This is a genomic window from Streptomyces thermolilacinus SPC6, from assembly GCF_000478605.2.
GTDB lineage: Bacteria > Actinomycetota > Actinomycetes > Streptomycetales > Streptomycetaceae > Streptomyces > Streptomyces thermolilacinus.
Map to the genome: position 1 here is coordinate 378,197 of NZ_ASHX02000001.1, position 21,537 is coordinate 399,733.

19 protein-coding genes and 1 pseudogene are annotated in these 21,537 nt (G+C 74.1%); 7 read left to right on the top strand and 13 right to left on the bottom strand.

The annotated features are described in order from the left end of the window. Window positions 1-60: 60 nt before the first annotated feature. The 4 genes and pseudogenes from egtA to egtD all read left to right on the top strand — a co-directional run bounded on the left by egtA (window position 61) and on the right by egtD (window position 4,605). Window positions 61-1,518 (top strand): ergothioneine biosynthesis glutamate--cysteine ligase EgtA, encoded by a 1,458-nt coding sequence (egtA, locus tag J116_RS01720; RefSeq protein WP_023591089.1) that lies wholly within the window; start codon window positions 61-63, stop codon window positions 1,516-1,518. Continuing rightward, window positions 1,515-2,837: an ergothioneine biosynthesis protein EgtB gene (gene egtB / locus J116_RS01725; protein WP_023591088.1), complete on the top strand. Its 1,323-nt coding sequence runs from the start codon at window positions 1,515-1,517 to the stop codon at window positions 2,835-2,837. Before egtA ends, egtB begins: the two co-directional genes overlap by 4 nt. A gap of 7 nt (window positions 2,838-2,844) precedes the next feature. Then, a pseudogene (gene egtC / locus J116_RS30630) lies at window positions 2,845-3,513 on the top strand (ergothioneine biosynthesis protein EgtC); the annotation flags it as partial. 126 nt (window positions 3,514-3,639) lie between these two features. Continuing rightward, on the top strand, window positions 3,640-4,605 hold the full coding sequence (gene egtD, locus J116_RS30635) for an L-histidine N(alpha)-methyltransferase (RefSeq protein WP_028964774.1): 966 nt from the start codon (window positions 3,640-3,642) through the stop codon (window positions 4,603-4,605). Here egtD and J116_RS01735 read toward each other — a convergent pair. From J116_RS01735 to J116_RS01745, 3 genes are all read right to left on the bottom strand, one after another. Continuing rightward, window positions 4,500-5,510, bottom strand: coding sequence for a lysophospholipid acyltransferase family protein (locus J116_RS01735; protein WP_023591087.1), 1,011 nt, complete (start codon window positions 5,508-5,510; stop codon window positions 4,500-4,502). The two genes, egtD and J116_RS01735, sit on opposite strands and share 106 nt — an antisense overlap. Beyond that, entirely contained in the window at window positions 5,510-6,292 is a 783-nt protein-coding gene (locus tag J116_RS01740; protein ID WP_023591086.1) for a GNAT family N-acetyltransferase, read from the bottom strand. The genes J116_RS01735 and J116_RS01740 overlap by 1 nt, the downstream gene beginning before the upstream one ends. Window positions 6,293-6,442: 150 nt before the next feature. Further along, window positions 6,443-7,693 carry an extracellular solute-binding protein gene (locus tag J116_RS01745; protein ID WP_023591085.1) on the bottom strand — a complete coding sequence of 417 codons (1,251 nt, stop codon included), beginning with the start codon at window positions 7,691-7,693 and terminating at the stop codon, window positions 6,443-6,445. 209 nt (window positions 7,694-7,902) lie between these two features. Here J116_RS01745 and J116_RS01750 point away from each other — a divergent pair, with 209 nt between their 5' ends. Further along, window positions 7,903-8,133 carry a dodecin gene (locus J116_RS01750; protein WP_028964773.1) on the top strand — a complete coding sequence of 77 codons (231 nt, stop codon included), beginning with the start codon at window positions 7,903-7,905 and terminating at the stop codon, window positions 8,131-8,133. Window positions 8,134-8,338: 205 nt separating this feature from the next. Here J116_RS01750 and J116_RS01755 read toward each other — a convergent pair whose 3' ends face one another. From J116_RS01755 to J116_RS01770, 4 genes are all read right to left on the bottom strand, one after another. Beyond that, on the bottom strand, window positions 8,339-8,677 hold the full coding sequence (locus J116_RS01755) for an STAS domain-containing protein (RefSeq protein WP_023591083.1): 339 nt from the start codon (window positions 8,675-8,677) through the stop codon (window positions 8,339-8,341). Between the two features lie 2 nt (window positions 8,678-8,679). Then, on the bottom strand, window positions 8,680-9,966 hold the full coding sequence (locus J116_RS01760; protein WP_023591082.1) for a PP2C family protein-serine/threonine phosphatase: 1,287 nt from the start codon (window positions 9,964-9,966) through the stop codon (window positions 8,680-8,682). Further along, window positions 9,966-10,769, bottom strand: coding sequence for an alpha/beta fold hydrolase (locus tag J116_RS01765; protein WP_023591081.1), 804 nt, complete (start codon window positions 10,767-10,769; stop codon window positions 9,966-9,968). Before J116_RS01765 ends, J116_RS01760 begins: the two co-directional genes overlap by 1 nt. A gap of 106 nt (window positions 10,770-10,875) precedes the next feature. Beyond that, window positions 10,876-11,364, bottom strand: coding sequence for a phosphatase domain-containing protein (locus tag J116_RS01770; protein ID WP_023591080.1), 489 nt, complete (start codon window positions 11,362-11,364; stop codon window positions 10,876-10,878). A gap of 47 nt (window positions 11,365-11,411) precedes the next feature. Between J116_RS01770 and J116_RS01775 the strand changes: the two genes are divergently transcribed. Beyond that, a complete protein-coding gene (locus J116_RS01775) occupies window positions 11,412-12,491 on the top strand; it encodes an MsnO8 family LLM class oxidoreductase (protein WP_023591079.1) in 1,080 nt (359 codons plus the stop codon). A gap of 62 nt (window positions 12,492-12,553) precedes the next feature. Here the strand turns inward: J116_RS01775 and J116_RS01780 are convergent, their stop codons facing one another. The 3 genes from J116_RS01780 to J116_RS01790 are packed head-to-tail and all read right to left on the bottom strand — an operon-like array spanning window position 12,554 to window position 15,979. Continuing rightward, window positions 12,554-13,300 (bottom strand): succinate dehydrogenase/fumarate reductase iron-sulfur subunit, encoded by a 747-nt coding sequence (locus J116_RS01780; RefSeq protein ID WP_023591078.1) that lies wholly within the window; start codon window positions 13,298-13,300, stop codon window positions 12,554-12,556. After that, a complete protein-coding gene (locus J116_RS01785) occupies window positions 13,297-15,246 on the bottom strand; it encodes a fumarate reductase/succinate dehydrogenase flavoprotein subunit (protein ID WP_023591077.1) in 1,950 nt (649 codons plus the stop codon). The genes J116_RS01780 and J116_RS01785 overlap by 4 nt, the downstream gene beginning before the upstream one ends. Window position 15,247: 1 nt before the next feature. Continuing rightward, a complete protein-coding gene (locus tag J116_RS01790; RefSeq protein ID WP_028964772.1) occupies window positions 15,248-15,979 on the bottom strand; it encodes a succinate dehydrogenase cytochrome b subunit in 732 nt (243 codons plus the stop codon). Between the two features lie 96 nt (window positions 15,980-16,075). Between J116_RS01790 and J116_RS01795 the strand changes: the two genes are divergently transcribed. Then, the gene (locus J116_RS01795) at window positions 16,076-16,963 is read left to right on the top strand and encodes a LysR family transcriptional regulator (RefSeq protein ID WP_023591075.1); all 888 of its coding nucleotides are present in this window, start codon (window positions 16,076-16,078) and stop codon (window positions 16,961-16,963) included. Between the two features lie 268 nt (window positions 16,964-17,231). Here J116_RS01795 and J116_RS01800 read toward each other — a convergent pair whose 3' ends face one another. The 3 genes from J116_RS01800 to J116_RS01810 form a co-directional block, all read right to left on the bottom strand. Further along, window positions 17,232-19,400 carry a putative bifunctional diguanylate cyclase/phosphodiesterase gene (locus J116_RS01800; protein WP_028964771.1) on the bottom strand — a complete coding sequence of 723 codons (2,169 nt, stop codon included), beginning with the start codon at window positions 19,398-19,400 and terminating at the stop codon, window positions 17,232-17,234. Further along, window positions 19,397-20,209, bottom strand: coding sequence for an SAM-dependent methyltransferase (locus J116_RS01805; protein ID WP_023591073.1), 813 nt, complete (start codon window positions 20,207-20,209; stop codon window positions 19,397-19,399). Before J116_RS01805 ends, J116_RS01800 begins: the two co-directional genes overlap by 4 nt. Window positions 20,210-20,429: 220 nt before the next feature. Further along, window positions 20,430-21,485 (bottom strand): SCO0930 family lipoprotein, encoded by a 1,056-nt coding sequence (locus tag J116_RS01810; protein ID WP_028964770.1) that lies wholly within the window; start codon window positions 21,483-21,485, stop codon window positions 20,430-20,432. Between the last annotated feature and the right edge of the window lie 52 nt (window positions 21,486-21,537).

A 21,537-nucleotide genomic window follows, 5' to 3' on the forward strand; every position in this document is an offset into this window, starting at 1 on the left:
TGCCGCTCGGCGACGGTGGCTTAGGTGGAACGGTACGTCCCGCGACAGGAGGAGCGATTCATGCCGTCGAGCGCCTTCCCGGACGGCGGTCCGCCGCTGACCGAGGACGAGGCCGAGGACCTGCTTCGGTGCATCTGCTTCAAGACCGGCCCGCCCGGCGCGGTCGGGGTCGAACTGGAGTGGTTCGTCCACGATCTGCACCGCCCGTACCTGCCCGTCCCCCGCGACCGTCTGCACACCGCCTTCACCGCCCTGCGCGCCCTGGACCTGACGTCGTCGCTCACCGTGGAACCCGGTGGACAGCTGGAGCTCAGCTCGCCGCCCGCCGCCTCGCTCGCCGAGTGCGTCGCCACCGTCACGGCCGATCTCTCCGCCGTACGCGCCGCGCTCGCCCGTCTCGGACTCACCCTCACCGGCTCCGGCACCGACCCGTGGCTGCCGACGCGCGAGCGTGTGCTGCGCGAGCCGCGCTACGACGCGATGGAGGTCTACCTCGACCGCTGGGGCAGCGCCGGGCGGTCGATGATGCGCGACTCGGCGTCCGTGCAGGTCTGCGTGGACTCCGGGTACGAGGAGCCCGGCCCGCTCGGCTACCGGCGGCGGTGGCGGCTGGCGCACCTGCTGGGCCCGGTGCTCGTCGCCACGTTCGCCAACTCCCCCACGCTGCACGGCCGTCCGACCGGTCTGCGGTCCTCGCGGCAGTCGCTGTGGGCGGGCATCGACCCGCTGCGGGGCACGGCTCCGCCCGCCGGACGGGAGCCGCGCGGCGCGTGGGCGCGGCATGTGCTGGACACGCCGGTGATGTGCGTCCGCGCGGCCGAGGGGCCCTGGGCGGTGCCCGAGGGGCTGACGTTCCGTGAGTGGCTGCGCTCCGGGGCGCTGCGGGCGCCGACGCGCGCCGACCTCGACTACCACCTGACGACGCTGTTCCCGCCGGTACGGCCCCGGGGCACCCATCTGGAGCTGCGCATGCTGGACGCGCAGCCCGGGGACGACGGCTGGGTGGTGCCGCTCGCGGTCACGGCGGCGCTGTTCGACGACCCGGAGGCGGCCGAGGCTGCGTACGGGGTGCTGCTGCCGCTGGCGGAGACGGCCGGGCCGCTGCCCCCGCCGAGGGACGCGCACTGGCGGGCGGCGGTCCGGGACGGCCCCGAGGCGCCCGCGCTGCACCGGGCGGCCGTGGAGTGCTTCGCCCTCGCGCTGGGGGCCCTGGCCCGCGCGGGGGCGCCCGCCGCCGTACGGGACGCCGTGGGCGCGTTCCAGGAGCGGTTCGTGCTGCGGCGCCGCTGCCCGGCCGACGACCAGCGCCTCGCCCCGGTCTCCGTGCCGCGACAGTCGTCCGGGCCCCCGGCGCCCCGGACGGCCGGGCCCGTGCCCGTACCGGCGCAGGCTCCTCCGGACGAGCCCGTGCCCGTACCGCCGCCGTCGCCGTCGGCCGGGCCGGGTCGCGTACCCCCACGGCCCCGGTCGGCCGAGACCGCGCCCTGCCCCGACTCCGTGAAGGACTCGTCCACATGACCGTCACCGCCTCCCCCGACACGCTCCGGCGACGGGCGTACGACGCGCTGGCGGCGGCGCGGGCGCGCACCGCCCTGCTCACCGACTGCGTGGACGACGGCGAACTGACCGCCCAGCACTCCCCGTTGATGTCGCCGCTCGTGTGGGACCTGGCCCACATCTCCAACCAGGAGGAGCAGTGGCTGCTGCGCGCCGTGGGCGGCCGCCCGGCGCTGCGGCCCGAGATGGACCCGCTGTACGACGCGTTCGAGCATCCCCGCGCGACCCGCCCGTCCCTGCCGCTGCTGCCGCCGCGCGAGGCGCGGGCGTACGCGGCGGAGGTCCGCGACCGGGTCCTCGACGTGCTCGGCGGGTCACGGTTCGAGGGCGACCCGCTGGTGGACGCGGCGTTCGCGTTCGGCATGGTCGCCCAGCACGAGCAGCAGCACGACGAGACGATGCTGATCACCCATCAGCTCCGCAGAGGACCCGCGGCGCTGGCCGCGCCCGAGCCGCCGCGCCCCGGCGCCGACGCGGCCGGGATCCCCGCCGAGGTGCGGATACCGGGCGGGCCGTTCACGATGGGCGTCTCGCACGACGACGAGCCGTGGGCTCTGGACAACGAGCGGCCCGGACACGTCCGGTTCGTACCGGAGTTCTTCCTCGACACGGTGCCGGTGACGTGCGGCGCGTACCGGCACTTCATCGACGACGGCGGCTACCGCGACCCGCGCTGGTGGGCGCCCGAGGGGTGGGAGCAGATCCGGCGGCACGGCATCGGCGCACCGCTGTTCTGGCGCCGCGAGGGCGGGCAGTGGCTGCGGCGGCGCTTCGGCGTCGTGGAGCCCGTGCCGGACGACGAGCCGGTGCTGCACGTCAGCTGGTACGAGGCCGACGCGTACGCGCGCTGGGCGGGGCGGCGGCTGCCGACGGAGGCCGAATGGGAGAAGGCCGCCCGGCACGACCCCGCGTCCGGCCGGTCGCGGCGCTACCCGTGGGGCGACGCCGAGCCGTCCCCGGACCACGCCAACCTGGGGCAGCGGCATCTGCGGCCCGCCCCGGCCGGCGCCTACGCGGCGGGGGCCTCCCCGCTGGGCGTACGGCAGCTGATCGGTGACGTGTGGGAGTGGACGGCGAGCGACTTCCTGCCGTACCCCGGGTTCGTGGCGTTCCCGTACCGGGAGTACTCGCAGGTGTTCTTCGGTCCTGAGCACAAGGTGCTGCGGGGCGGGTCGTTCGCGGTGGCGCCGGTGGCGTGCCGGGGGACGTTCCGCAACTGGGACCTTCCGGTGCGGCGGCAGATCTTCGCCGGGTTCCGCACGGCCAGGGACGCGGGGTGAGGCGCTGATGTGCCGTCACATCGCCTGGGCGGGCGCCGGTCCGGTGCCGCTCGGGGAGCTTCTGGTCGCACCCGCGCACGGGCTGTACCGGCAGTCGTGGGCGCCGCGCAGGCAGCGGTACGGGACGGTCAACGCGGACGGGTTCGGCGTCGGCTGGTACGCGCCGGACGACCCCGTTCCGGCCCGGTATCGCAGGGCGGGGCCCGTGTGGGCGGACCCGTCGTTCGCGGACCTGGCCCGGGTGGTGCGCGCGCACGCGGCGCTGGCCGCCGTACGGGACGCGACGCTGCCCGGCGCGGACGGGGAGGCGGCCGCCGCGCCCTTCGCCTCCGGGCCCTGGCTGTTCAGCCACAACGGGGCGGTGGCGGGCTGGCCCGGCTCGGTCGCCGCGCTCGCGGCCAATCTGCCGCCCGCCGAGCTGCTCGCCCTGGAGGCCCGCAACGACTCGGCGCTCGTGTGGGCGCTAATCCTGCACCGGCTGCGGCGCGGCGACCCGCCGTCCGACGCGCTCGCCGGGGTGGTCCGCGACGTGGCGGAGGCCGCGCCCGCGTCGCGGCTGAACCTGCTGCTGACGGACGGTACGACCATCACCGCGACCGCGTGGGGCGACACCCTGTGGTACCTGGCCGGGCCGGGCCGCCGCACGGTCGTCGCCTCGGAGCCGTACGACGACGATCCGGGCTGGTGCGAGGTGCCGGACCGGACGGTGCTGACCGCCACGGCGGACGGCGTCACGGCCCGCCCCCCCCCCCCCCCCCCCTGCCTTCCTCCCCGCCGCCGAGCCGTTCGAGGAGTCCCCCGCGTGAGCCCGTTCCTGCTGACCCGCACCCTGCCCGACGGCACGACCGGCGCCGACCTGCGCGCCGACGTGCGCAGCGGCCTGACCCGCACGCCGAAGGAGCTGCCGCCGAAGTGGTTCTACGACGCGCGGGGCAGCGAGCTGTTCGAGGAGATCACCCGGCTGCCCGAGTACTACCCGACCCGCGCCGAACGGGAGATCCTCGCCGCGCGGGCGGCGGAGATCGCCGGGGCGACCGGGGCCCGCACCCTGGTGGAGCTGGGTTCCGGTTCGTCGGAGAAGACCCGGCACCTGCTGCGGGCGCTGCGGCCGGGCCTGGTGGACTACGTGCCGGTGGACGTCAGCGAGTCGGCGCTGACCGGCGCGGCCGGGGCGCTCACCGAGGAGCTGCCGGGGCTGCGGGTGCACGCCCTGGTCGCCGACTTCACCCGGGGTCTGGCCCTGCCGGGTACGCCGGGGCCCCGGCTCGTGGCGTTCCTGGGCGGCACGCTCGGCAATCTGCTGCCGCGTCAGCGGGCGGTGTTCCTGCGGTCGGTGAGGTCCCTGCTGGAACCGGGGGACGCGCTGCTGCTCGGCACGGACCTGGTGAAGGACGAGGCGACGCTGGTGGCCGCGTACGACGACGCGGCGGGGGTGACCGCGGAGTTCAACAAGAACGTCCTGGCGGTGCTGGCGCGGGAGCTGGGCGCGGACGTGGACCCGGACGACTTCCAGCACGTCGCCGTCTGGGACCCGGACAACGAATGGATCGAGATGCGGCTGCGGGCCCGCCGCGCCCTGACCGTGAAGATCCCGGAGCTGGGCCTCGCGGTGCCGTTCGCGGCGGGTGAGGAGATGCGGACGGAGGTGTCGGCGAAGTTCCGTCAGGAGGGTGTCGCGGCGGAGCTGGAGGCCGCCGGCATGGAGCTGTCGCGGTGGTGGACGGACGAGGCGGGGCGGTTCGCGCTGTCCCTGGCGACGGCCGTCTGACCGGGCGGGGCGCCGGGGACCGGTACCGGCCTGTACGGGGCGGGCCGGTGCGGGACCGTCGTGTACGGGATCGTCGCGCCCCTGGCCGTCGCGACCGGAATCGTCGTCGCCGGGCAGGTGGTCGCGGGGGTGGGCCCCGAGACCGCGGTCCGGGCGGCGCGGGCGAGGGCGCGGCGGTCGGGGTGCGCGCCGTGCGGGATCGGGGCGAGGAGCCGGATCTCGGCGGTGAGCCGCCCGGCCGCCGCGACCCGCCACAGCGACACGGCCAGCGGGTCGTCCCCGACGAACGCGGCGGGGCCCACGGGCCGGTAGGTGATCCGTACGGGCTGGACGGCGGCGCCCGCGTCGAGCGCGGCCTGGAAGGCGGCCGGACGGAACCTGCCGTGCGCGCGGCCGCACCAGGTGGAGCCCTCCGGGAAGACGACGACGCGGTGTCCGGCGGCCAGGGCGCGGGCGAGGCCGCGGACCGCGCCGGGCAGGGCGCGCAGGCGGTCCCGGTCGAGGAAGAGGGTCCCGCCGAGGGCGGCGAGCGGGCCGAGCAGCGGCCAGTGGCGCACCTCCCGCTTGGCGACCATCCGGCCGGGCAGGACCGCCGCGACGAGGACCACGTCCAGCCAGGACACGTGGTTGGCGACGACGAGGAGCGGTCCGGGGGGCGGCGGGGCGCCGGTGACGCGCGCCCGGACGCCGAAGGCCCGCAGGACGGTACGGCACCACACGCGGGTCAGCCGGTGGCGGGCGGCCGGGCGGAGCGGGGCGGTCAGCGGGGCGAGGGCCAGCCCGGCGAGTACGGCGGTGAGCCCGGCGGCCACGCGCAGGGCGGCCAGGAGCGGCCCTGCCGCCGGGCCCGCGGGGGTCGCGCACCGCTCGGGCACGCAGGGCGCGGTCGGCAGCCAGGCGCTCATCACTCCCCGCCGAGCGACAGGAAGTGCCGCAGGTAGCGGGGGTTGGTGCGGCGCAGCGACAGCAGGACGTACAGGTCGGCGACGCCGAAGTCCGGGTCGTGGGCGGGGGCGCCGCACACCCAGGCGCCGAGGCGGAGGTAGCCGCGCAGCAGCGGCGGGAGTTCGGTGCGGCCCGCCGGGCGGGTGACGCCCTCGGGGGACCACAGGCGGTGCGGGGTGACCCAGTACTCCTCGGGGGCGAGGTGCTTGGCCTTGACGGTGTCCCAGGTGGCGGCGGCGAGGGCGCCGCCGTCGGAGAGCGGCAGGGAGCAGCACCCGGCGAGCCAGTTGTGGCCGGTGCGGGCCATGTAGCGGGCGATGCCGGACCAGATGAGGGAGATGACGGCGCCGTTGCGGTGCGCGGGGTGCACGCAGGAGCGGCCGAGCTCCACGAGGTCGTCGCGCAGCGGCGCGAGGCGGGCGAGGTCGAACTCGCCGTCCGAGTAGAGACGCCCGGCTATGCGGGCCCGCTCGGGCGGGAGGAGGCGGTAGGTGCCGACGACCTCGCCGGTGGCCTCGTCCCGTACGAGGAGGTGGTCGCAGTACGCGTCGAAGGCGTCGCTGTCGAGACCGGGCTCCGGACCGTCGAGGCGGGCGCCCAGCTCCCCCGCGAAGACGAGGTGCCGCAGGCGTTGCGCTGCCCGCACGTCGTCCTGCTCGCGGGCGAGGGAGACCCGGTAGCGGGGCGCGGGCGCCTGGGCGGGCGGGGCGGAGGTGACCGGGGCCGGGGTCGTCATGGTCATGGAGGCTCCTTGGCCGGGCGGCGCGGGCGGCCGCGGGGGTGCGGTGGCCCGTACCCCTACTTGTGCCGTCGCCGCCTGGCTTGGACGTGACCGCCCGGCGGAGCGGGGATGTGCGGCGGCTGAATGACCGGTTCGCCCCCGCCGGAGCCGTCAGCCCGCGAGGGCCTCGGTGATGCTCTGGGAGGCGCGGCGGGCGGCCTTCTCGGGGTCCTCGCCGCGCAGGACGGCCGTCATGTACGGCTTGATGGGGTTGTTCGCCTCCACGTCGGCCCACTTCGGGGAGTTGGGGGTGGCGCGGCCGCGCGCGGCTCCGGCGGCCATGGCGGCGGTGGCCTCCTCGCCCTCGACGACCGAGGCGAGGGAGATCTTGTTGGGCACGTGCTTCATGGTGCGGGCGAAGTCGGTCTGCCACTCCTTCCCGGCGAGCGCGGTCACCACGTCGATGGCGGCGGCGCGTTCGCCCGCGTTCACGGGGACGACCAGGTCGGAGCCGCCGGTGAACACGGCACCCGGCTTGTCGGCGGTCTTGCCGGGGATGGGGAAGAAGCCGAGGCGGGAGCCGAGCGCGGGGTTGTGCTGCTGGATGGCGGCGGCCGCGCTGGGCGTGGCGATGATCTGGGCGATGTCGCCCTTGGCGAACACCTCGGCCTGCGGCGGGTTCTCCTCGTCGGCGTCCTTCGGACCGTCGCCGAGGGACTGGAGGGTCTTGTAGAACTTCATGCCCTTGACGGCCTGGGGGCTGTCGAGCGCGCCGGTCCACTCGCCGTTCCTCTCGACGGCGAGTTCGCCGCCCTCGTCCCAGATGAACCCGGAGAGGGTGTACCAGTCCTGTCCTGCGAGGTAGATGCCCTGGGCTCCGGTCTCGTTGATCTTCTCGGTGTCCTTCAGCCACTGCTCGCGGGTCTTCGGCGGCTCGTCGATCCCGGCCTGCCGGAACAGGTCCTTGCGGTAGATGACGACCCGGTTGGCGGCGTACCAGGGGATGCCGAACTGGCTGCCGTCGATGCTGCCGGGCTGCGCCAGGCCGGGTATCCAGTCCTCGCGGCCGAGGTCGCGCACGGACTCCAGAGTCAGGTCGTACAGGAGGTCGGTCTCGGCGTACTGGGCGACCTGGGTGTTGCCGACCTCGATGACGTCCGGGGCGTCCTCGCTCGCCAGGGCGGCGCTGACCTTCTTGCCGATGCCGGTCCACTCCTGGATGACGATGTCCAGCCGGGTGCCGGGGTGCTCGTTCTCGTACGCGGTGGTGAACCGCTTCAGGAACTCGTCGGACGCGCTGCCCTTCATCAGCCAGACCGTGACGGTCCGCGTGCCGCCGTCCTGGCCGGGGACGAGACCGCAGCCGGCCAGGGCGAGGCTGGAAACGAGCGCGGTGGAACAGGCCAGCGGGCGCTTCTTCACGTAGGTCACCTTTTGCTTGTGGTGCAGGGAGGACGGACCCGACGTGGGGGGAGCGAACGTGTTCGCACGGGCGATGGCTGGATTTTGGTATGTACCAATGGGTCGGTCAAGTCCGTGTGCGCTCCGCCTCGCGGTCCCGGGCGGGCTGGGGCACCGTGGAAGGGGCGCGCCAGCGGGCGCGCGCGCACCACGGCGAGGAGGAGTCCGCCATGTCACACCACACGTATCGCGTCACGGAGATCGTGGGTACCTCGCACACGGGCGTGGACGAGGCGATCCGCAACGGGATCGCGCGGGCCGCGCAGACGCTGCACAACCTGGACTGGTTCGAGGTGACGCAGGTCCGGGGGCACCTGGAGGACGGCAAGGTGGCGCACTACCAGGTGGGGCTGAAGGTCGGCTTCCGGCTGGACGGCCCGGACGCGGGCGACGAGGCGTAGAGCCCGGCGCCGGGGCCCCCGAGGGAGGTGCCGGGCGGCGCGGCCGGGGCACGCGTGGCGGTCGGCGGCTGGGCGCCGGCCGCGCCGGGCGGGCCGCCGCACGGGAGGCGTCGGGCGCGGTCGGCTGCTCCGGGGCAGGGCCGGGCATGACCGGCGGTCCCCGAGTCCGACGTGGCCGGGCGGGGTCCGGCGTTCCGGCGCGGGGTCAGGAGTGGTCGGCGGTCTCGGCGTCGGCCTGGACGGTGAAGACCTGGTCGAGTCCGACCAGCCGCAGCACGCGCAGGGTGTGGGGCGGTACGGCGGCGAGGGCGATGTCCGCCCCGGCGTCGAGGGCGTGGCCGCGGGCGGCGATCATCGCGGTGATGCCGCTGGAGTCGCAGAACTCCATGCCGCGCAGGTCGAGTACGAGTCGCTGCCCCGGGCGCAGGGTGACGCCGGCGACCAGGGCGCGCAGCTCCGGGGCGCTGGTGTAGTCGAGTTCGCCGGAGACGGCCAGTACGGGACCGGTCGCGGTGTCGTGTGTGGTGATCCTCAGCTGGCTCATCGTCAGTTCGTCGTGCGGGAGCCGGTGGCCGCGACCCCGAGGGCGAGCAGTGCGGTGTCGTCGTCCAGGCCGTGGCCGAAACCGTCCAGCACATCGGTCAGTGCCTTGACGACGGCGTGCGGCGGTTCGCCGGCATGGTCGAGGGCGAAGGCGAGCAGGCCCTCGTCCCCGTACCGGTCGACGCGTCCCTCACCGGTGCGGGCCTCGGTGAGGCCGTCAGTGTAGAGCAGGAGCGTATCGCCGGGTTCCAGCACGGTCGTGGCGGTGGTGAAGGGCGCGGACGGCAGCACGCCCACCAGGAGCCCGCCTGGGGTCGGCAGAAAGCCTGCCGTGCCGTCGGCCCGCAGCACCACGGCGGGCGGGTGGCCGCCTGAGGCGAGACGGACGGCGATCCTCCCGGGCTCGGGGCCGGGTTCGAGCGTGCCGAAGATCGCGGTGCAGTAGCGCGGGTCGCCGCTGCCGGCGTACCGCTCGTGTAGCACCTGGTTCAGGGTCGTCAGGGCGGCGACCGGGTCGCGGTCGTGCAGCGCCGCGGCGCGCAGGGTGTAGCGGGTCAGCGAGGTGACGGCGGCGGCCTGGGGGCCCTTGCCGCAGACGTCGCCCAGGAAGAAGGCGAAGCGCTGTCCGCCGAGAGGGAAGACGTCGTAGAAGTCGCCGCCCAGCCGCTCGGGCGACGCGGTGTGGTAGTAGGCGGCCGTCTCCATGCCCGGCACCGGCGGAAGCATGTCGGGCAGCAACGACTGCTGCAGCACGGTCAGGGCCTCCTGCAGGCGGGCGCGGTCGGCCTCAGCCTGCTTCCGCGCCTGTTCGGCGACCTGCTTGCGGCGCAGGAGCTCCTCCTCGTAGGCGCGGCGGTCGCGGGCGTCGAAGAGGGTGGTGCGGATGAGCAGCGGCTGACCGGTCGCCCCGTACTTGACGACGGAGGAGACCATCACGGGGATCCGCTCGCCGTCGGTCCGTTTGACGTCCATGGCTATGCCGCTGACCTCGCCCTGCATCCGCAGCAGCGGCGCGTAGTGGGTCTCGTGGTACAGCTTGCCCCCGACGGTCAGCAGGTCGCTGAAGCGCATCCGCCCCACCACCGTCTTCCGGTCGAGGCCGAGCCAGTCGAGCAGCGTGGTGTTGATCTTCGCGATGGTGCCGTCCATCAGGGTGGACAGGTAGCCGCAGGGGGCGCTCTCGTACAGATCCTCGGCGCTGTCCTCCAGCAGGGCCGTGAAGGCCGCCGCGTCGGCGCCCCCGCCGGCCTCGGCGTTACCAGGCTCCGGCTCGCGGTCCGTGCGGCACATCACCGCAGGCCTGCGAGGAAGGCGGTGATGGCCTCATTGGTGGCCGCGGGGGCGGACAGGTGCGGGCAGTGCCCGGTGGCGTCGAGGGTCACCAGTGTGGAGCCGGGGACGGCCTGGTGGACGAAGGCACCGACCTCGCGCGGGGCGATGATGTCGTCGGAGCACTCCAGCACCAGTGTCGGGATGGTCACGGTCTTCAGGTCGTCACGGGAGTCCGACTGGAACGTGGTCCGGGCGAAGACGCGCGCCATGTCCGGATCGGTGGCGCAGAAGCTGTTCTTCAGCTCTTCGCCCAGCTCGGGCCGGTCCGGGTTGCCCATGATCAGCGGAGCCATCGCCGCCGACCAGCCGAGGTAGTTGAGGTCGAGCGACTCCAGCAGCTCGTCGATGTCCTCGGCGCTGAACCCGCCCCGGTAGCCCTCGTCGTCGATGTACCGGGGAGAGGGGGCGACCATGATCAGCGCGCCCAGCCGTTCCGGGGCCGCGCGGGCGGCGAGCACCCCGATCATCGCGCTCACGGAGTGGCCCACGAACACGGCGTCGCGCAGGTCGAGCGCCTCGCACACCTCGACCACGTCCCGCGCGTAGCCGTCCAGCGAGCAGTAGCGCTCCTCGGTGAACGCGGACGGTTCGGCGCGGCCCGAGCCCACGTAGTCGAACAGCACCACGCGGTAGTCGTCGGCCAGCGCGGGCACGGTCAGCCGCCACATGTTCTGGTCGCAGCCGAAGCCGTGGGCCAGGACGACCGCACGCCCGTTCGGGTTCCCGGTGACGGTCACGTTGTTCCTGCGCACGATGTCCATACCAATCAGTCTCTCAGACGCCGCGCGTGCCCGGCGCGATCCTGATCACCCCGCCCGATTCCCCCTGTCCGGCGCCACGGGCCCGTACGGGCACGCACCGGACCCGTCAGGTGCGGCCCTCCTTCTCCTGCGCCCGGTGGAGCGCCCGCGAGCCGAGCGCCCAGTCGGCCCGTACGACGTGGAACCCGGCCGTCTCGGCCGCCTCGCACACCAGCTCGTCGTCGTCCACCAGCATGCGCACCTCGCGGCCGCGGCCGATCCTGCGCAGCACCTCCAGCTTGGTGACCCGGGCCGGGCGCCGGTCGTCGTCGCGGCGCATGTGCAGGCGGCCCTCGGGCAGACCGTGCCGGGCGAGCCAGTCGAGGCTGTCCTGCCGGCAGCGCTCCGGGCGCCCGGTCAGGTAACGGATCTCACACTGCCGCGCCGCCTCCAGGCACAGGGCGACGCCCGGCGGGAGCGGCGGGTCCTGTGGCGCGGCGTCGAAGAAGGCGTCCCAGTCGCGGGGGGCGCGCTCCAAAAAGTGCTGCCGGTGCCGCGCGTCGGAGAGGGTGTTGTCCAGGTCGAACACGGCCAGGGGCCTGCGGTTGGTCGTCACCTCGCCAGCGTAGGGAATCGGGCGGGGCGGGACGCGTTGTACGGGGTGTGACTCCTTCTCCCGTCGCCCCGCTGCCGCTGCGCCTGTCCGTGCTCGACCGCTCCCGGATCCGGGAGGGCGGTGACGCCGCCGGGGCCCTGCGCGACACGGTGGGGCTGGCGCGGGACGCGGAGGCGTGGGGCTTCCACCGGTTCTGGGTGTCCGAGCACCACGGGGTGCCCGGCGTGGCCGGGTCGGCGCCCACGGTGCTGGCGGCGGCCGTCGCCGGGGCGACCTCGTCCATCCGGGTGGGGACCGGCGGGGTGATGCTGCCCAACCATCGGCCGCTGGTGGTGGCGGAGCAGTTCGGGGTGCTGGAGGCGCTGTTCCCCGGCCGGATCGACATGGGTGTGGGCCGCTCGGTCGGGTTCACCGACGGGGTGCGGCGGGCGCTGGGGCACGGCAAGGAGGAAGCCGAGGACTTCGCCGAGCGCCTGAACGAGCTGCTGGGCTGGTTCCGGGGTACTCAGGGGGCGCATCCGGGGGTGCGGGCGCTGCCGTCGGAGGGGCTGCGCGTGCCGCCGTTCGTGCTGGCGACCGGCGCTGGGGCGGGGATCGCGGCGGCGGCCGGGCTGCCGCTGGTGATCGGCGACCTGAGCGGCCGGGCGAAGGTGCTGGAGGCGATCGACCAGTACCGCTCCGGCTTCCGCCCGTCCGTGTGGGCCGGGGAGCCGTATGTGGTGGTGGCGGGGACGGTCGCGGTGGCCGGAACGCAGGAGGAGGCGGCACGGCTGCTGGTGCCGGAGTCCTGGTCGATGGCGTACGCGCGGACGCACGGCACGTTCCCGCCGCTTCCCCCGGCCGAGGCGGTTGCGGACCGGCCGATGACGGCGCGGCAGCGGGAATTCTTCGAGGCGGGGCTGCGCGGGCACGTCCACGGGACGGAGGACCGGGTGCGGGCGGAGCTGGCGGAGGTCGCCGCGCTGACCGGCGCGGACGAGCTGCTGGTGACGACGAGCACATACGACCGCGCGGCCCTGCGCGACTCCTACCGGCGCCTCGCGCGCCTGGCGGGCCTGCGCCCGGCCGCGGGGCCCGCTCCGGCCGCTCGCGAGGCGTCGCGGGCCCGCGACCGGGCGGCCGGATAGGGCACCGCGCCGCAGGCCGCCCGCGGGCCCGCCCGGCCCGGCAAAGCCGGGATCGCCGCTGTTCAGCCCTTGTGGCGCCGGGTGGCCCGCAGCCACTCCTTGTTCATGGCCGAGATCGACGGCAGCGGGATGCCCTTGGGGCAGGCCGTGGCGCACTCGCCGGTCAGGGTGCAGCCGCCGAAGCCCTCCTCGTCCATCCGCGCCACCATGTCCAGCACCCGGCTCTCCCGCTCGGGCGCGCCCTGCGGCAGGACGTTCAGGTGGTTGACCTTCGCGGAGGTGAACAGCATGGCCGAGCCGTTGGGGCAGGCCGCGACGCAGGCGCCGCAGCCGATGCACTCGGCGTGCTCGAAGGCGTAGTCCGCGTCGGCCTTGGGCACGGGCGTGGCGTGCGCCTCGGGGGCGGAGCCGGTGGGCGCGCTGACGTACCCGCCGGCCTGGATGATCCGGTCGAACGCCGACCTGTCCACGACGAGGTCCTTCACCACCGGGAAGGCCGCCGCCCGCCACGGCTCGACGTCGATCGTGTCGCCGTCCTTGAAGGACCGCATGTGGAGCTGGCAGGTGGTGGTGCGCTCGGGGCCGTGGGCGTCGCCGTTGATGACGAGGCTGCACGCCCCGCAGATGCCCTCGCGGCAGTCGTGGTCGAAGGCGACGGGCTCCTCGCCGCGCAGGATCAGCTCCTCGTTGAGCGTGTCGAGCATCTCCAGGAACGACATGTCCGGGGAGATGCCGTCGACCTCGTACGTGGCCATGGTGCCGGGGGCGTCGGCGTTCTTCTGGCGCCAGACGCGCAGGGTGAGCCTCATGCGTAGCTCCGCTGGGTGGGGTGGACGTACTCGAAGACGAGGTCCTCCTTGTGGAGGACGGGCGCGGTGCCGGTGCCGGAGAACTCCCAGGCGGCGGCGTACGAGAACTCCTCGTCCCTGCGGGCGGCCTCGCCGTCCGGGGTCTGGGACTCCTCGCGGAAGTGGCCGCCGCAGGACTCGGTGCGGTGCAGGGCGTCCAGGCACATCAGCTCGGCCAGTTCCAGGTAGTCGACGATCCGGTTGGCCTTCTCCAGCGACTGGTTCAGCTCCTCGCCGCTGCCGGGCACCCTCACGCGCCGCCAGAACTCCTCGCGGATCCGCGGGATGCGTTCGAGGGCCTCGCGCAGGCCCCGCTCGTTGCGGGCCATGCCGCAGTGGTCCCACATCAGTTCGCCCAGCTCCCGGTGGAAGGAGTCCGGGGTGCGGTCGCCGTCGACGGCGAGCAGCAGCCGCAGCCGGTCCTCGGTGTCCGCGACCGCTTCGGCGACCGCCGGGTGCTCGTCGGTGACGGGCGGCAGGCCGGGGACGCGGGCCAGGTAGTCGTTGATGGTGGACGGCAGGACGAAGTAGCCGTCCGCGAGGCCCTGCATCAGTGCGGAGGCACCGAGCCGGTTGGCGCCGTGGTCGGAGAAGTTCGCCTCACCGATCGCGAACAGGCCCGGAACGGTGGTCTGGAGGTCGTAGTCGACCCACAGGCCGCCCATCGTGTAATGCACGGCCGGATAGATCCGCATGGGGACCTCGTACGGGTTCTCGGCGGTGATCCGCTCGTACATGTCGAAGAGGTTGCCGTACTTCTCCTCGACCTTCTCGCGGCCCATGCGGCGGATGGCGTCGGCGAAGTCCAGGTAGACGCCCTGGCCGCCGGGGCCCACTCCCCTGCCCTCGTCGCAGACGTTCTTCGCGGCGCGCGACGCGATGTCGCGGGGCACCAGGTTGCCGAACGACGGGTAGATCCGCTCCAGGTAGTAGTCCCGCTCGTCCTCGGGGATCTCGTTCGGCGGGCGGGTGTCGCCCTTCGCCTTCGGGACCCAGATGCGGCCGTCGTTGCGCAGCGACTCGCTCATCAGGGTCAGCTTCGACTGGTGGTCGCCGGTGCGCGGGATGCACGTGGGGTGGATCTGGGTGAAGCAGGGGTTGGCGAAGTACGCGCCGCGGCGGTGGGCCCGCCAGATCGCGGTCGCGTTGGAGTTCATGGCGTTGGTCGACAGGTAGAAGACGTTGCCGTATCCGCCGGTCGCCAGGACCACCGCGTCCGCGAAGTGGGTGCTGATCTCGCCGGTGATCAGGTCGCGGGCGACGATGCCGCGGGCCCGCCCGTCCACGACAATCAGGTCGAGCATCTCGGTGCGCGGACGCATCTCGACGTTGCCCGCGGCGATCTGCCGGGACAGCGCCTGGTACGCGCCGAGCAGCAGCTGCTGGCCCGTCTGGCCGCGGGCGTAGAACGTGCGGGAGACCTGGACGCCGCCGAAGGAGCGGGTGTCGAGGAGGCCGCCGTACTCACGGGCGAAGGGGACGCCCTGGGCGACGCACTGGTCGATGATCTGGACGGAGATCTGCGCCAGGCGGTGGACGTTGGACTCGCGGGCGCGGAAGTCGCCGCCCTTGACCGTGTCGTAGAAGAGGCGGTGGACCGAGTCGCCGTCGTTGCGGTAGTTCTTGGCGGCGTTGATGCCGCCCTGCGCGGCGATGGAGTGGGCGCGGCGCGGGGAGTCCTGGTAGCAGAACTGGACGACGTGGTAGCCCTGTTCGGCGAGGGTCGCCCCGGCGGAGCCGCCGGCGAGGCCGGTGCCGACGACGATGACGGTGTGCTTGCGGCGGTTGGCGGGGTTGACGAGCTTCGCCTCGAAGCGGCGGGTGTCCCAGCGCTCGGCGATGCGCCCCTTCGGGGCCTTGGTGTCGGCGATGGGCTCGCCGGTCGTGTACGCGGTGTAGGCGCTCATGTCAGCTGACGACTCCGGTCATGACGGCGACGGGTACGGAGACGAAGCCCGCCGTGAGGACGAGGGCGAGCGTGTTGGCGATGGCCTTCAGGGCGCGGTCGCGGCGGGCGCTGCCCGCGCCGAGGGTCTGCGCGGCGCTCCAGAAGCCGTGCCGGATGTGCAGGCCGACGGCGAGCATGGCGACGAGGTAGATGACGTTTCCGTACCAGGTGGAGAAGGTGGCGACGACGTTCTCGTACGGGTGGCCCGGCTGGGCGTTCTCGTTGACGGTGAGCGTCGTCAGGTCGAGCAGGTGCCACACGACGAACAGGGCGATGATCACGCCGCCCCAGCGCATGGTGCGGGTGGCATAGCTCGCCCGGCGCCGCTTGTGGACGTACCGGACGGGGCGGGCCTTCCGGTCGAGCCGGGTGAGCTGGTACGCCGACACGCCGTGGGCGACCACGGCGGCGAGGAGCACCACCCGGACGAGCCACAGCGCCCACCCGTGGTGGAGGACCGGGGCGCCCATGGTGCGCAGCCAGTGGCCGTACGCGTTGAACTCGTCGGGGCCGAAGAAGACCTTGAGGTTGCCCATGACGTGGGCGACCAGATAGCCGAGGAGGATCAGGCCGCTGACGGCCATGACCGCCTTCTTGCCGACGGTCGATCCGAGGAAGGTGCGCCGGGGAGGGCGCGAGGGGGAGGGTTTCCGCTCCGTCCCCGAGGGGTGCGTCCGCGATGCCAGAGCCATGGGACCGACGCTAGGGCCGAAGGGCCTGAGAGGTCCAAGACATGGCCGGGCTGATCTTCATAGGCGACGTCTATCATTCCCGCTTATGCTGGCCTTATGCAGTTCCAGCAGCTCGTGTACTTCGTCGCCGTCGCCGAGACGCGGCACTTCACCCGCGCCGCCGAGCGCGTCCATGTCTCCCAGCCGTCGCTGTCGCAGCAGATCCGGGCGCTGGAGAAGGAGCTGGGGGCGGAGCTGTTCAGCCGGGCGCGCGGCAACATCGCGCTGACGGACGCCGGGGAGGCGCTGCTGCCACTGGCCCGGCGCATCCTCGCCGACGCGGACACTGCCCGGCACGAGGTGCAGGAGCTGGCCCAGCTGCGGCGCGGGCGGGTGCGGCTGGGCGCGACGCCGAGCCTGTGCACGGGCCTGCTGCCCGAGGTGCTGCGGGCGTTCCACGACCTGTACCCGGGGATCAGGCTGTTCATCGAGGAGGGCGGCTCCCACGACCTCGTGCGGGGCCTGGCGCGCGGGGCGCTGGACCTGGCCCTGGTGGTGCTGCCGCTGCCGTCGCCGTCGCCCGCGCTGACGACGGTGGAGCTGCTCCAGGAGGACCTGGTCGTCGTGTCGTCGGCGGCCGACCCGGCGCCGCGCCGGCCGGTGCGGATCGCGGACCTCCAGGGGCGGCCGATGGTGATGTTCCGGCACGGGTACGACCTGCGGGAGCTGACGGTCGCGGCGTGCCGGGCGGAGGGGTTCGAGCCGTCGTTCTCGGTGGAGGGCGGCGAGATGGACGCCGTGCTCGGCTTCGTGCGGGCCGGTCTGGGCGTGGCGGTCGTGCCGAGCATGGTGGCGGCGCGGGCGGGACGGGACGTGCGGGTCACCGCGCTCGCCCCGCCGGGGCTGCGGCGGACCATCGCGCTGGCGCACCGCAGCGACGTGGCGCCGCCGCGCGCGGCCAGGGAGCTCCAGCGGGTGCTGCTGCGCTCGACGGTGGGCGGCTGACCGTACGGCCGGGGCGCGCCGAGCTGGGCCGAGCCGCGCCGTGCGGAGCCGGGGGCCGCCGGGCCGGGCCGCGTTCGCCCGGGAGCGGGCGCGCGGGGCCGTACCGTCTCGTGCGACGGCGGGTGCGGCCGGAGCCGTACCGCGTGGCCCGGGACCGTGCGCGACAGTCGCGTGAGGGCGTGCGCGATGGCGCCCGGGGGCGTACCCGGCAGGCACCTGGGGCCGTACGTCGGGGGCGCGGCCGGGCAGGGCCGCACCGGGGCGTCGGCTACACCGCGTCGGCGAGGAGCAGGGAGTGGATGCGGTCCGGGGCGCCGGGACGGGCGTAGTACCAGCCCTGGGCCGTGTCGCAGCCGATGGCGCGCAGCTGTTCGGCCTGCGCGGCGGTCTCCACGCCCTCGACCGTGACGGCGAGTTCGAGGCTGTGCGCGAGCGAGACGATGCCCTCCACGATCTTCATGTCCACCGGGTCCGCCGGGTGCTGCTGCATGCCGCGGGTGAAGGAGCGGTCGAGCTTCAGGACGCTCACCGGGAGGCGGCGCAGGTTGGCGAGGTTCGAGTAGCCCGTGCCGAAGTCGTCGAGCGCGATGTCCACGCCCATCTCGGAGAGTTGCCGCAGCGGTTTGAGCAGGTCCTCGTCGGCGCCGATCAGCGCGGACTCCGTGACCTCCAGGCACAGGGCGCCCGGGGCGAGGCCGGAGCGGTCCAGCACGTCCGTGATGTCGGCGACCAGGCCGGGGTGGTGGAGCTGGGTGGGCGACAGGTTGACGTTGATGCGCAGGGGGCCGCCGTCGGCGTGGCGATGCTTCCAGAACCTGGCCTGCCGTACCGCCTCCTCCAGGACCCAGCGGCCCAGCGGCACGATGAGGCCGGTGTGCTCGGCGAGCGGGATGAACCGGTCGGGGCCGAGCACGCCGTGCTGCGGGTGGCACCAGCGGACCAGGGCCTCCGCGCCGTGCACGGTGCCGTCGCCGAGGTGGACGAGCGGCTGGTATTCGATGAAGAACTCGCCCCGGTCCAGGGCGGCGGGCAGCGCGGTGGTCAGGCCGTGCCGGGTGATGGCGCGGGCGTCGGCCTCCGGGTCGGCCCTCTCGTACCGGTTGCCGCCCGCGGACTTGGCCCGGTACATGGTGATGTCCGCGCTGCGCAGCACGTCCGCCGGGCCGCGTTCGCCCGCGCGGCCCTCCACGATGCCGATGCTGCCCCGTACGGTGATCTCCCGCCCGTCGAGGCTGATCGGTGTGGAAAGGGCGGCCAGGATGCGGCCCGCGAGCTCCTCGGTGTCCCGCTCGGTGACGTCGGGCCCCGTGGTGAGCGCCACGAACTCGTCGCCGCCGAGCCGGGCGACCATCTCGCCGGGCGCGGTCGCGCAGGACTGGAGCCGGTCGGCGACCTCGACGAGGAGGCGGTCCCCCGCGGCGTGGCCGAGGCTGTCGTTGATGGCCTTGAAGCCGTCGAGGTCGAGGTAGCAGAGGCCGAAGCGGGTGTCCTCGCCCGCCGCGAGGGCCTTCTCCAGGCGTTCGGAGAACAGACTGCGGTTGGGCAGCCCGGTCAGCGCGTCGTGGGTGGCCTCGTAGCGCAGGCGCAGGTTGAGCAGCCGCCGCTCGGTCGTGTCCTCCATGAGGGCGAGCTGGTACTGGGGGCGGCCCTCGGGGTCGCGGAGGAGGGAGACCGTCAGGTTGGTCCACAGGACGGTGCCGTCGGAGCGGTAGAACGGCTTCTCGACGCGGAAGTGGTCGCGTTCGCCGCGCACCAGCTCCCCGTACAGCTTCCACACGTGCGGGGCGTCCTCGGGGTGGCCCCACTCGGTGACCTTGCGGCCCCGGACGATCTGCTCCAGGCCGCCGAACATGCGGGTGAGGGCGCCGTTGACGTCGAGGACGTTGCCCTCCAGGTCGGCGATGCCGATGCCGATGGCCGCGTCCTCGAAGACGGCGCGGAAGCGGGCCTCCGTGGCGTGCAGGGCCTGTTCGGCGAAGGCGCGGGCGGCGAGCGCGGACCGGGCGATCGCCTCCTGCTCGCTGAGGGTCCGCTCGCGCAGCGCCCGCGCGAACCCGGCGGCCAGGGCGTGCTGGAGGCGGGCGCAGCGGGCCCGCAGGTCGTCGGCGGGCGTGTCGGCTCCGGTGCCGCAGTACAGCACCAGATACGAGTCCACGACGCCGAGCGTACGGCTCAGGGCGTCCGGGTCCGTGCAGTGGGCGGCGATCAGGGCGGCGCCGACGGCCTGCGCGGGCGCCACGTCGAAGGGCCGGGCGCGCAGGGCGGTGCTCAGCGTCCGGGCGAGCGGCAGCAGGTGCTGTTCGAACTCGGTGCGGGTCATCGACGTGGCGGTGACCGGGAAGATGGCCCGGCTCCATATCGTCGCGAACCGCTGGAGTCTGTCCTCCAGGCCGTCCGGTTCCACACGGGAACCCGACGCCTGCGCCGACGTGCTCACCCCTTGCGCCCCACCCCGGCGAAGCCCGAGAAGGCGTAGGGGTCCTCCTGCTCGGGCGGGGTGTCGGGCCGCCAGTGCGGCATCGACACGAGGCCGGGTTCGACCATCTCGCAGCCCTCGAAGAAGCGGGCGACCTCCTCGCGGGAGCGCATCACCAGCGGGCTGCGGATGTCGCGGTACACGCCGACCGTGCCGCCCGCCTGCTCCTGCGGCACGGGGATGCCGTCGAAGGAGGCGTGGGTGACGATGATGAGGCTGCCCGGGGCGAGGGCGTCGCGGAGCTCGGCGACCGCCTCGTAGGGCCGGTCGGTGTCCTCCAGGAAGTGCAGGACGGCGACGAGGAGCAGCGCCACGGGCCGGTCCAGGTCGAGGAGGCGGGCCACCTCGGGGCTGTGCAGGATGTCGTGGGGCTTGCGGAGGTCGGCGGCGGCGATGTCGGCGCGGTCGTTGCCCTCCAGCACGGCCTTGCTGTGGGCGACGGCGACCGGGTCGTGGTCCACGTACACGACGCGCGCCTCGGGGTCGGCCTGCTGGGCGACCTCGTGGACGTTGCCGAACGTCGGTATGCCGGAGCCGATGTCGAGGAACTGCGTGACGCCCTCCCCGGCGGCGTGGCGGACGGCGCGGCGCATGAACGCCCGGTTCGCCTGCATGATCTTGGGCAGGCCCGGCAGGAACTCCATGGCCCTGCGGGCCGCTTCGCGGTCGACCTCGAAGTTGTGGGAGCCGCCCAGGTAGTAGTCGTAGATGCGGGACACGCTCGGCACCGACAGGTCGATGCCCGGCGGGGCCCAGGCGGGACGGTCCATCGAATCTCCAACAGTCGCCACGGTGTTCGGCCTTGAAGCGGGCCGGTGTTCGAGCCGAGGCTACTGATCGCCCGCCGGGAGGGCGAGGGGAAACGGAAAAATCCGGTCCGTTCTTCGTCACAGGCCACCGGCACGTGCGCGTACGGAAGGGCGGCCCGCCGGTCCCCGAGGGAAGGGACGGGCGGGCCGCCGACCGGGCCGGAGTCGCGCGTGGGGGACTCTACTTGGGCGCTCCGACCAGCTTTCCGTCGGGCGAGACGGCGTACCAGGTGCCGCCCACGCCCTGACCGTTGGTGTCGCCGGGCTTCTTGTCACCGGCGAAGGTGTAGAGGGGCCAGCAGTCGATGGTCTGCTGCTCCTTGCCGTCGGGCCGCTCGAAGGTCACATAGCCCTTGGTGGTGATGCCCTCGGTGTCGTTCTTGGCGACGGGTGCGACGATGGGCCACTTCTTGAGGCAGTCGCCGGTGCAGGCGGTCCTCATGGGCCAGGCGGAGTCCTTGGTGAAGCGGTAGACGGTCCTGCCCTGGGCGTCCACGACGATCTCGCCGAGCTCGGGGTCCTTGCGGACGGACAGTCCGGCGCGGTCGGCGGGCGCCGCCTCCGCGCCGCCGCCCGTCTCCTCGCCGGCCTCGTCGCCGCCCTCTGCCGCCCCGGAGCCGGAGCCCGCGGGGACGGGGGCGTCGGCGCTCTTGCCGGGCTGGGCCTTCCTGCCGTCGGGGGCCGCCGCGAACCAGGTGCCGCCGACGCCCTGGCCCTTGGCCTCGCCGGTCCTGGTGTCCTTCGCGTACCGGTACATCGGCCAGCCGTCCACGGTGAGCTGCTTGGTGCCGTCGGGGCGGGTGAGGACCCCGAGGAGGGCGGGATCGACCCCGGCCGGGGCCTTGGCGCCGTCGGCGGTGACGACGGGCCAGGTCTTGGCGCAGTCGCCCTCGCAGGCGGACTCGGGCGGGTTGGGCGTGTCCTTGTCGAAGCGGTAGAGGGTGCGCCCCTCGGCGTCCATGAGCACGTCCCCGAACTCGCTGCCCTTCCATACGCCGAGCTGCCCGGCGGCCGAGGTGGGGGCCGTCCCGCCGGACGAAGCCCCGGCGTCGGAGCCGTAGCCGCCGCCGTATCCGCCGCCGTTGCCGTAACCGCCCTGGCCCGGGGCCCCGGCGGGGGCGGCGGCGCCCACGGACTGGCCGCCGATGCGGTCACCCTGATCCTGTCCGCAGGCGGTCAGCGTCAGCAGGGCCGCCACCGCGGTCGCGGCGAGCGCGGTGTTGCGCCGGTTCCTCATCTCGACTCCCGTCGTCTTGCCGTTCTTCGTGGCGCCCGCGGTGCGCCGTTTC

Excerpts from the sequence above, each read along its gene's own strand:
- egtB (WP_023591088.1), top strand. The coding sequence starts at position 1,515 with ATGACCGTCACCGCCTCCCCCGACACGCTCCGGCGACGGGCGTACGAC.
- egtA (WP_023591089.1), top strand. The coding sequence starts at position 61 with ATGCCGTCGAGCGCCTTCCCGGACGGCGGTCCGCCGCTGACCGAGGAC.
- J116_RS01760 (WP_023591082.1), bottom strand. The coding sequence starts at position 9,966 with ATGTGCCGCACGGACCGCGAGCCGGAGCCTGGTAACGCCGAGGCCGGC.
- J116_RS01780 (WP_023591078.1), bottom strand. The coding sequence starts at position 13,300 with ATGAGGCTCACCCTGCGCGTCTGGCGCCAGAAGAACGCCGACGCCCCC.
- J116_RS01750 (WP_028964773.1), top strand. The coding sequence starts at position 7,903 with ATGTCACACCACACGTATCGCGTCACGGAGATCGTGGGTACCTCGCAC.
- J116_RS01740 (WP_023591086.1), bottom strand. The coding sequence starts at position 6,292 with ATGACCATGACGACCCCGGCCCCGGTCACCTCCGCCCCGCCCGCCCAG.
- J116_RS01755 (WP_023591083.1), bottom strand. The coding sequence starts at position 8,677 with ATGAGCCAGCTGAGGATCACCACACACGACACCGCGACCGGTCCCGTA.
- J116_RS01765 (WP_023591081.1), bottom strand. The coding sequence starts at position 10,769 with ATGGACATCGTGCGCAGGAACAACGTGACCGTCACCGGGAACCCGAAC.
- J116_RS01785 (WP_023591077.1), bottom strand. The coding sequence starts at position 15,246 with ATGAGCGCCTACACCGCGTACACGACCGGCGAGCCCATCGCCGACACC.
- J116_RS01790 (WP_028964772.1), bottom strand. The coding sequence starts at position 15,979 with ATGGCTCTGGCATCGCGGACGCACCCCTCGGGGACGGAGCGGAAACCC.
- J116_RS01805 (WP_023591073.1), bottom strand. The coding sequence starts at position 20,209 with ATGGACCGTCCCGCCTGGGCCCCGCCGGGCATCGACCTGTCGGTGCCG.
- J116_RS01735 (WP_023591087.1), bottom strand. The coding sequence starts at position 5,510 with ATGAGCGCCTGGCTGCCGACCGCGCCCTGCGTGCCCGAGCGGTGCGCG.
- J116_RS01795 (WP_023591075.1), top strand. The coding sequence starts at position 16,076 with ATGCAGTTCCAGCAGCTCGTGTACTTCGTCGCCGTCGCCGAGACGCGG.
- J116_RS01810 (WP_028964770.1), bottom strand. The coding sequence starts at position 21,485 with ATGAGGAACCGGCGCAACACCGCGCTCGCCGCGACCGCGGTGGCGGCC.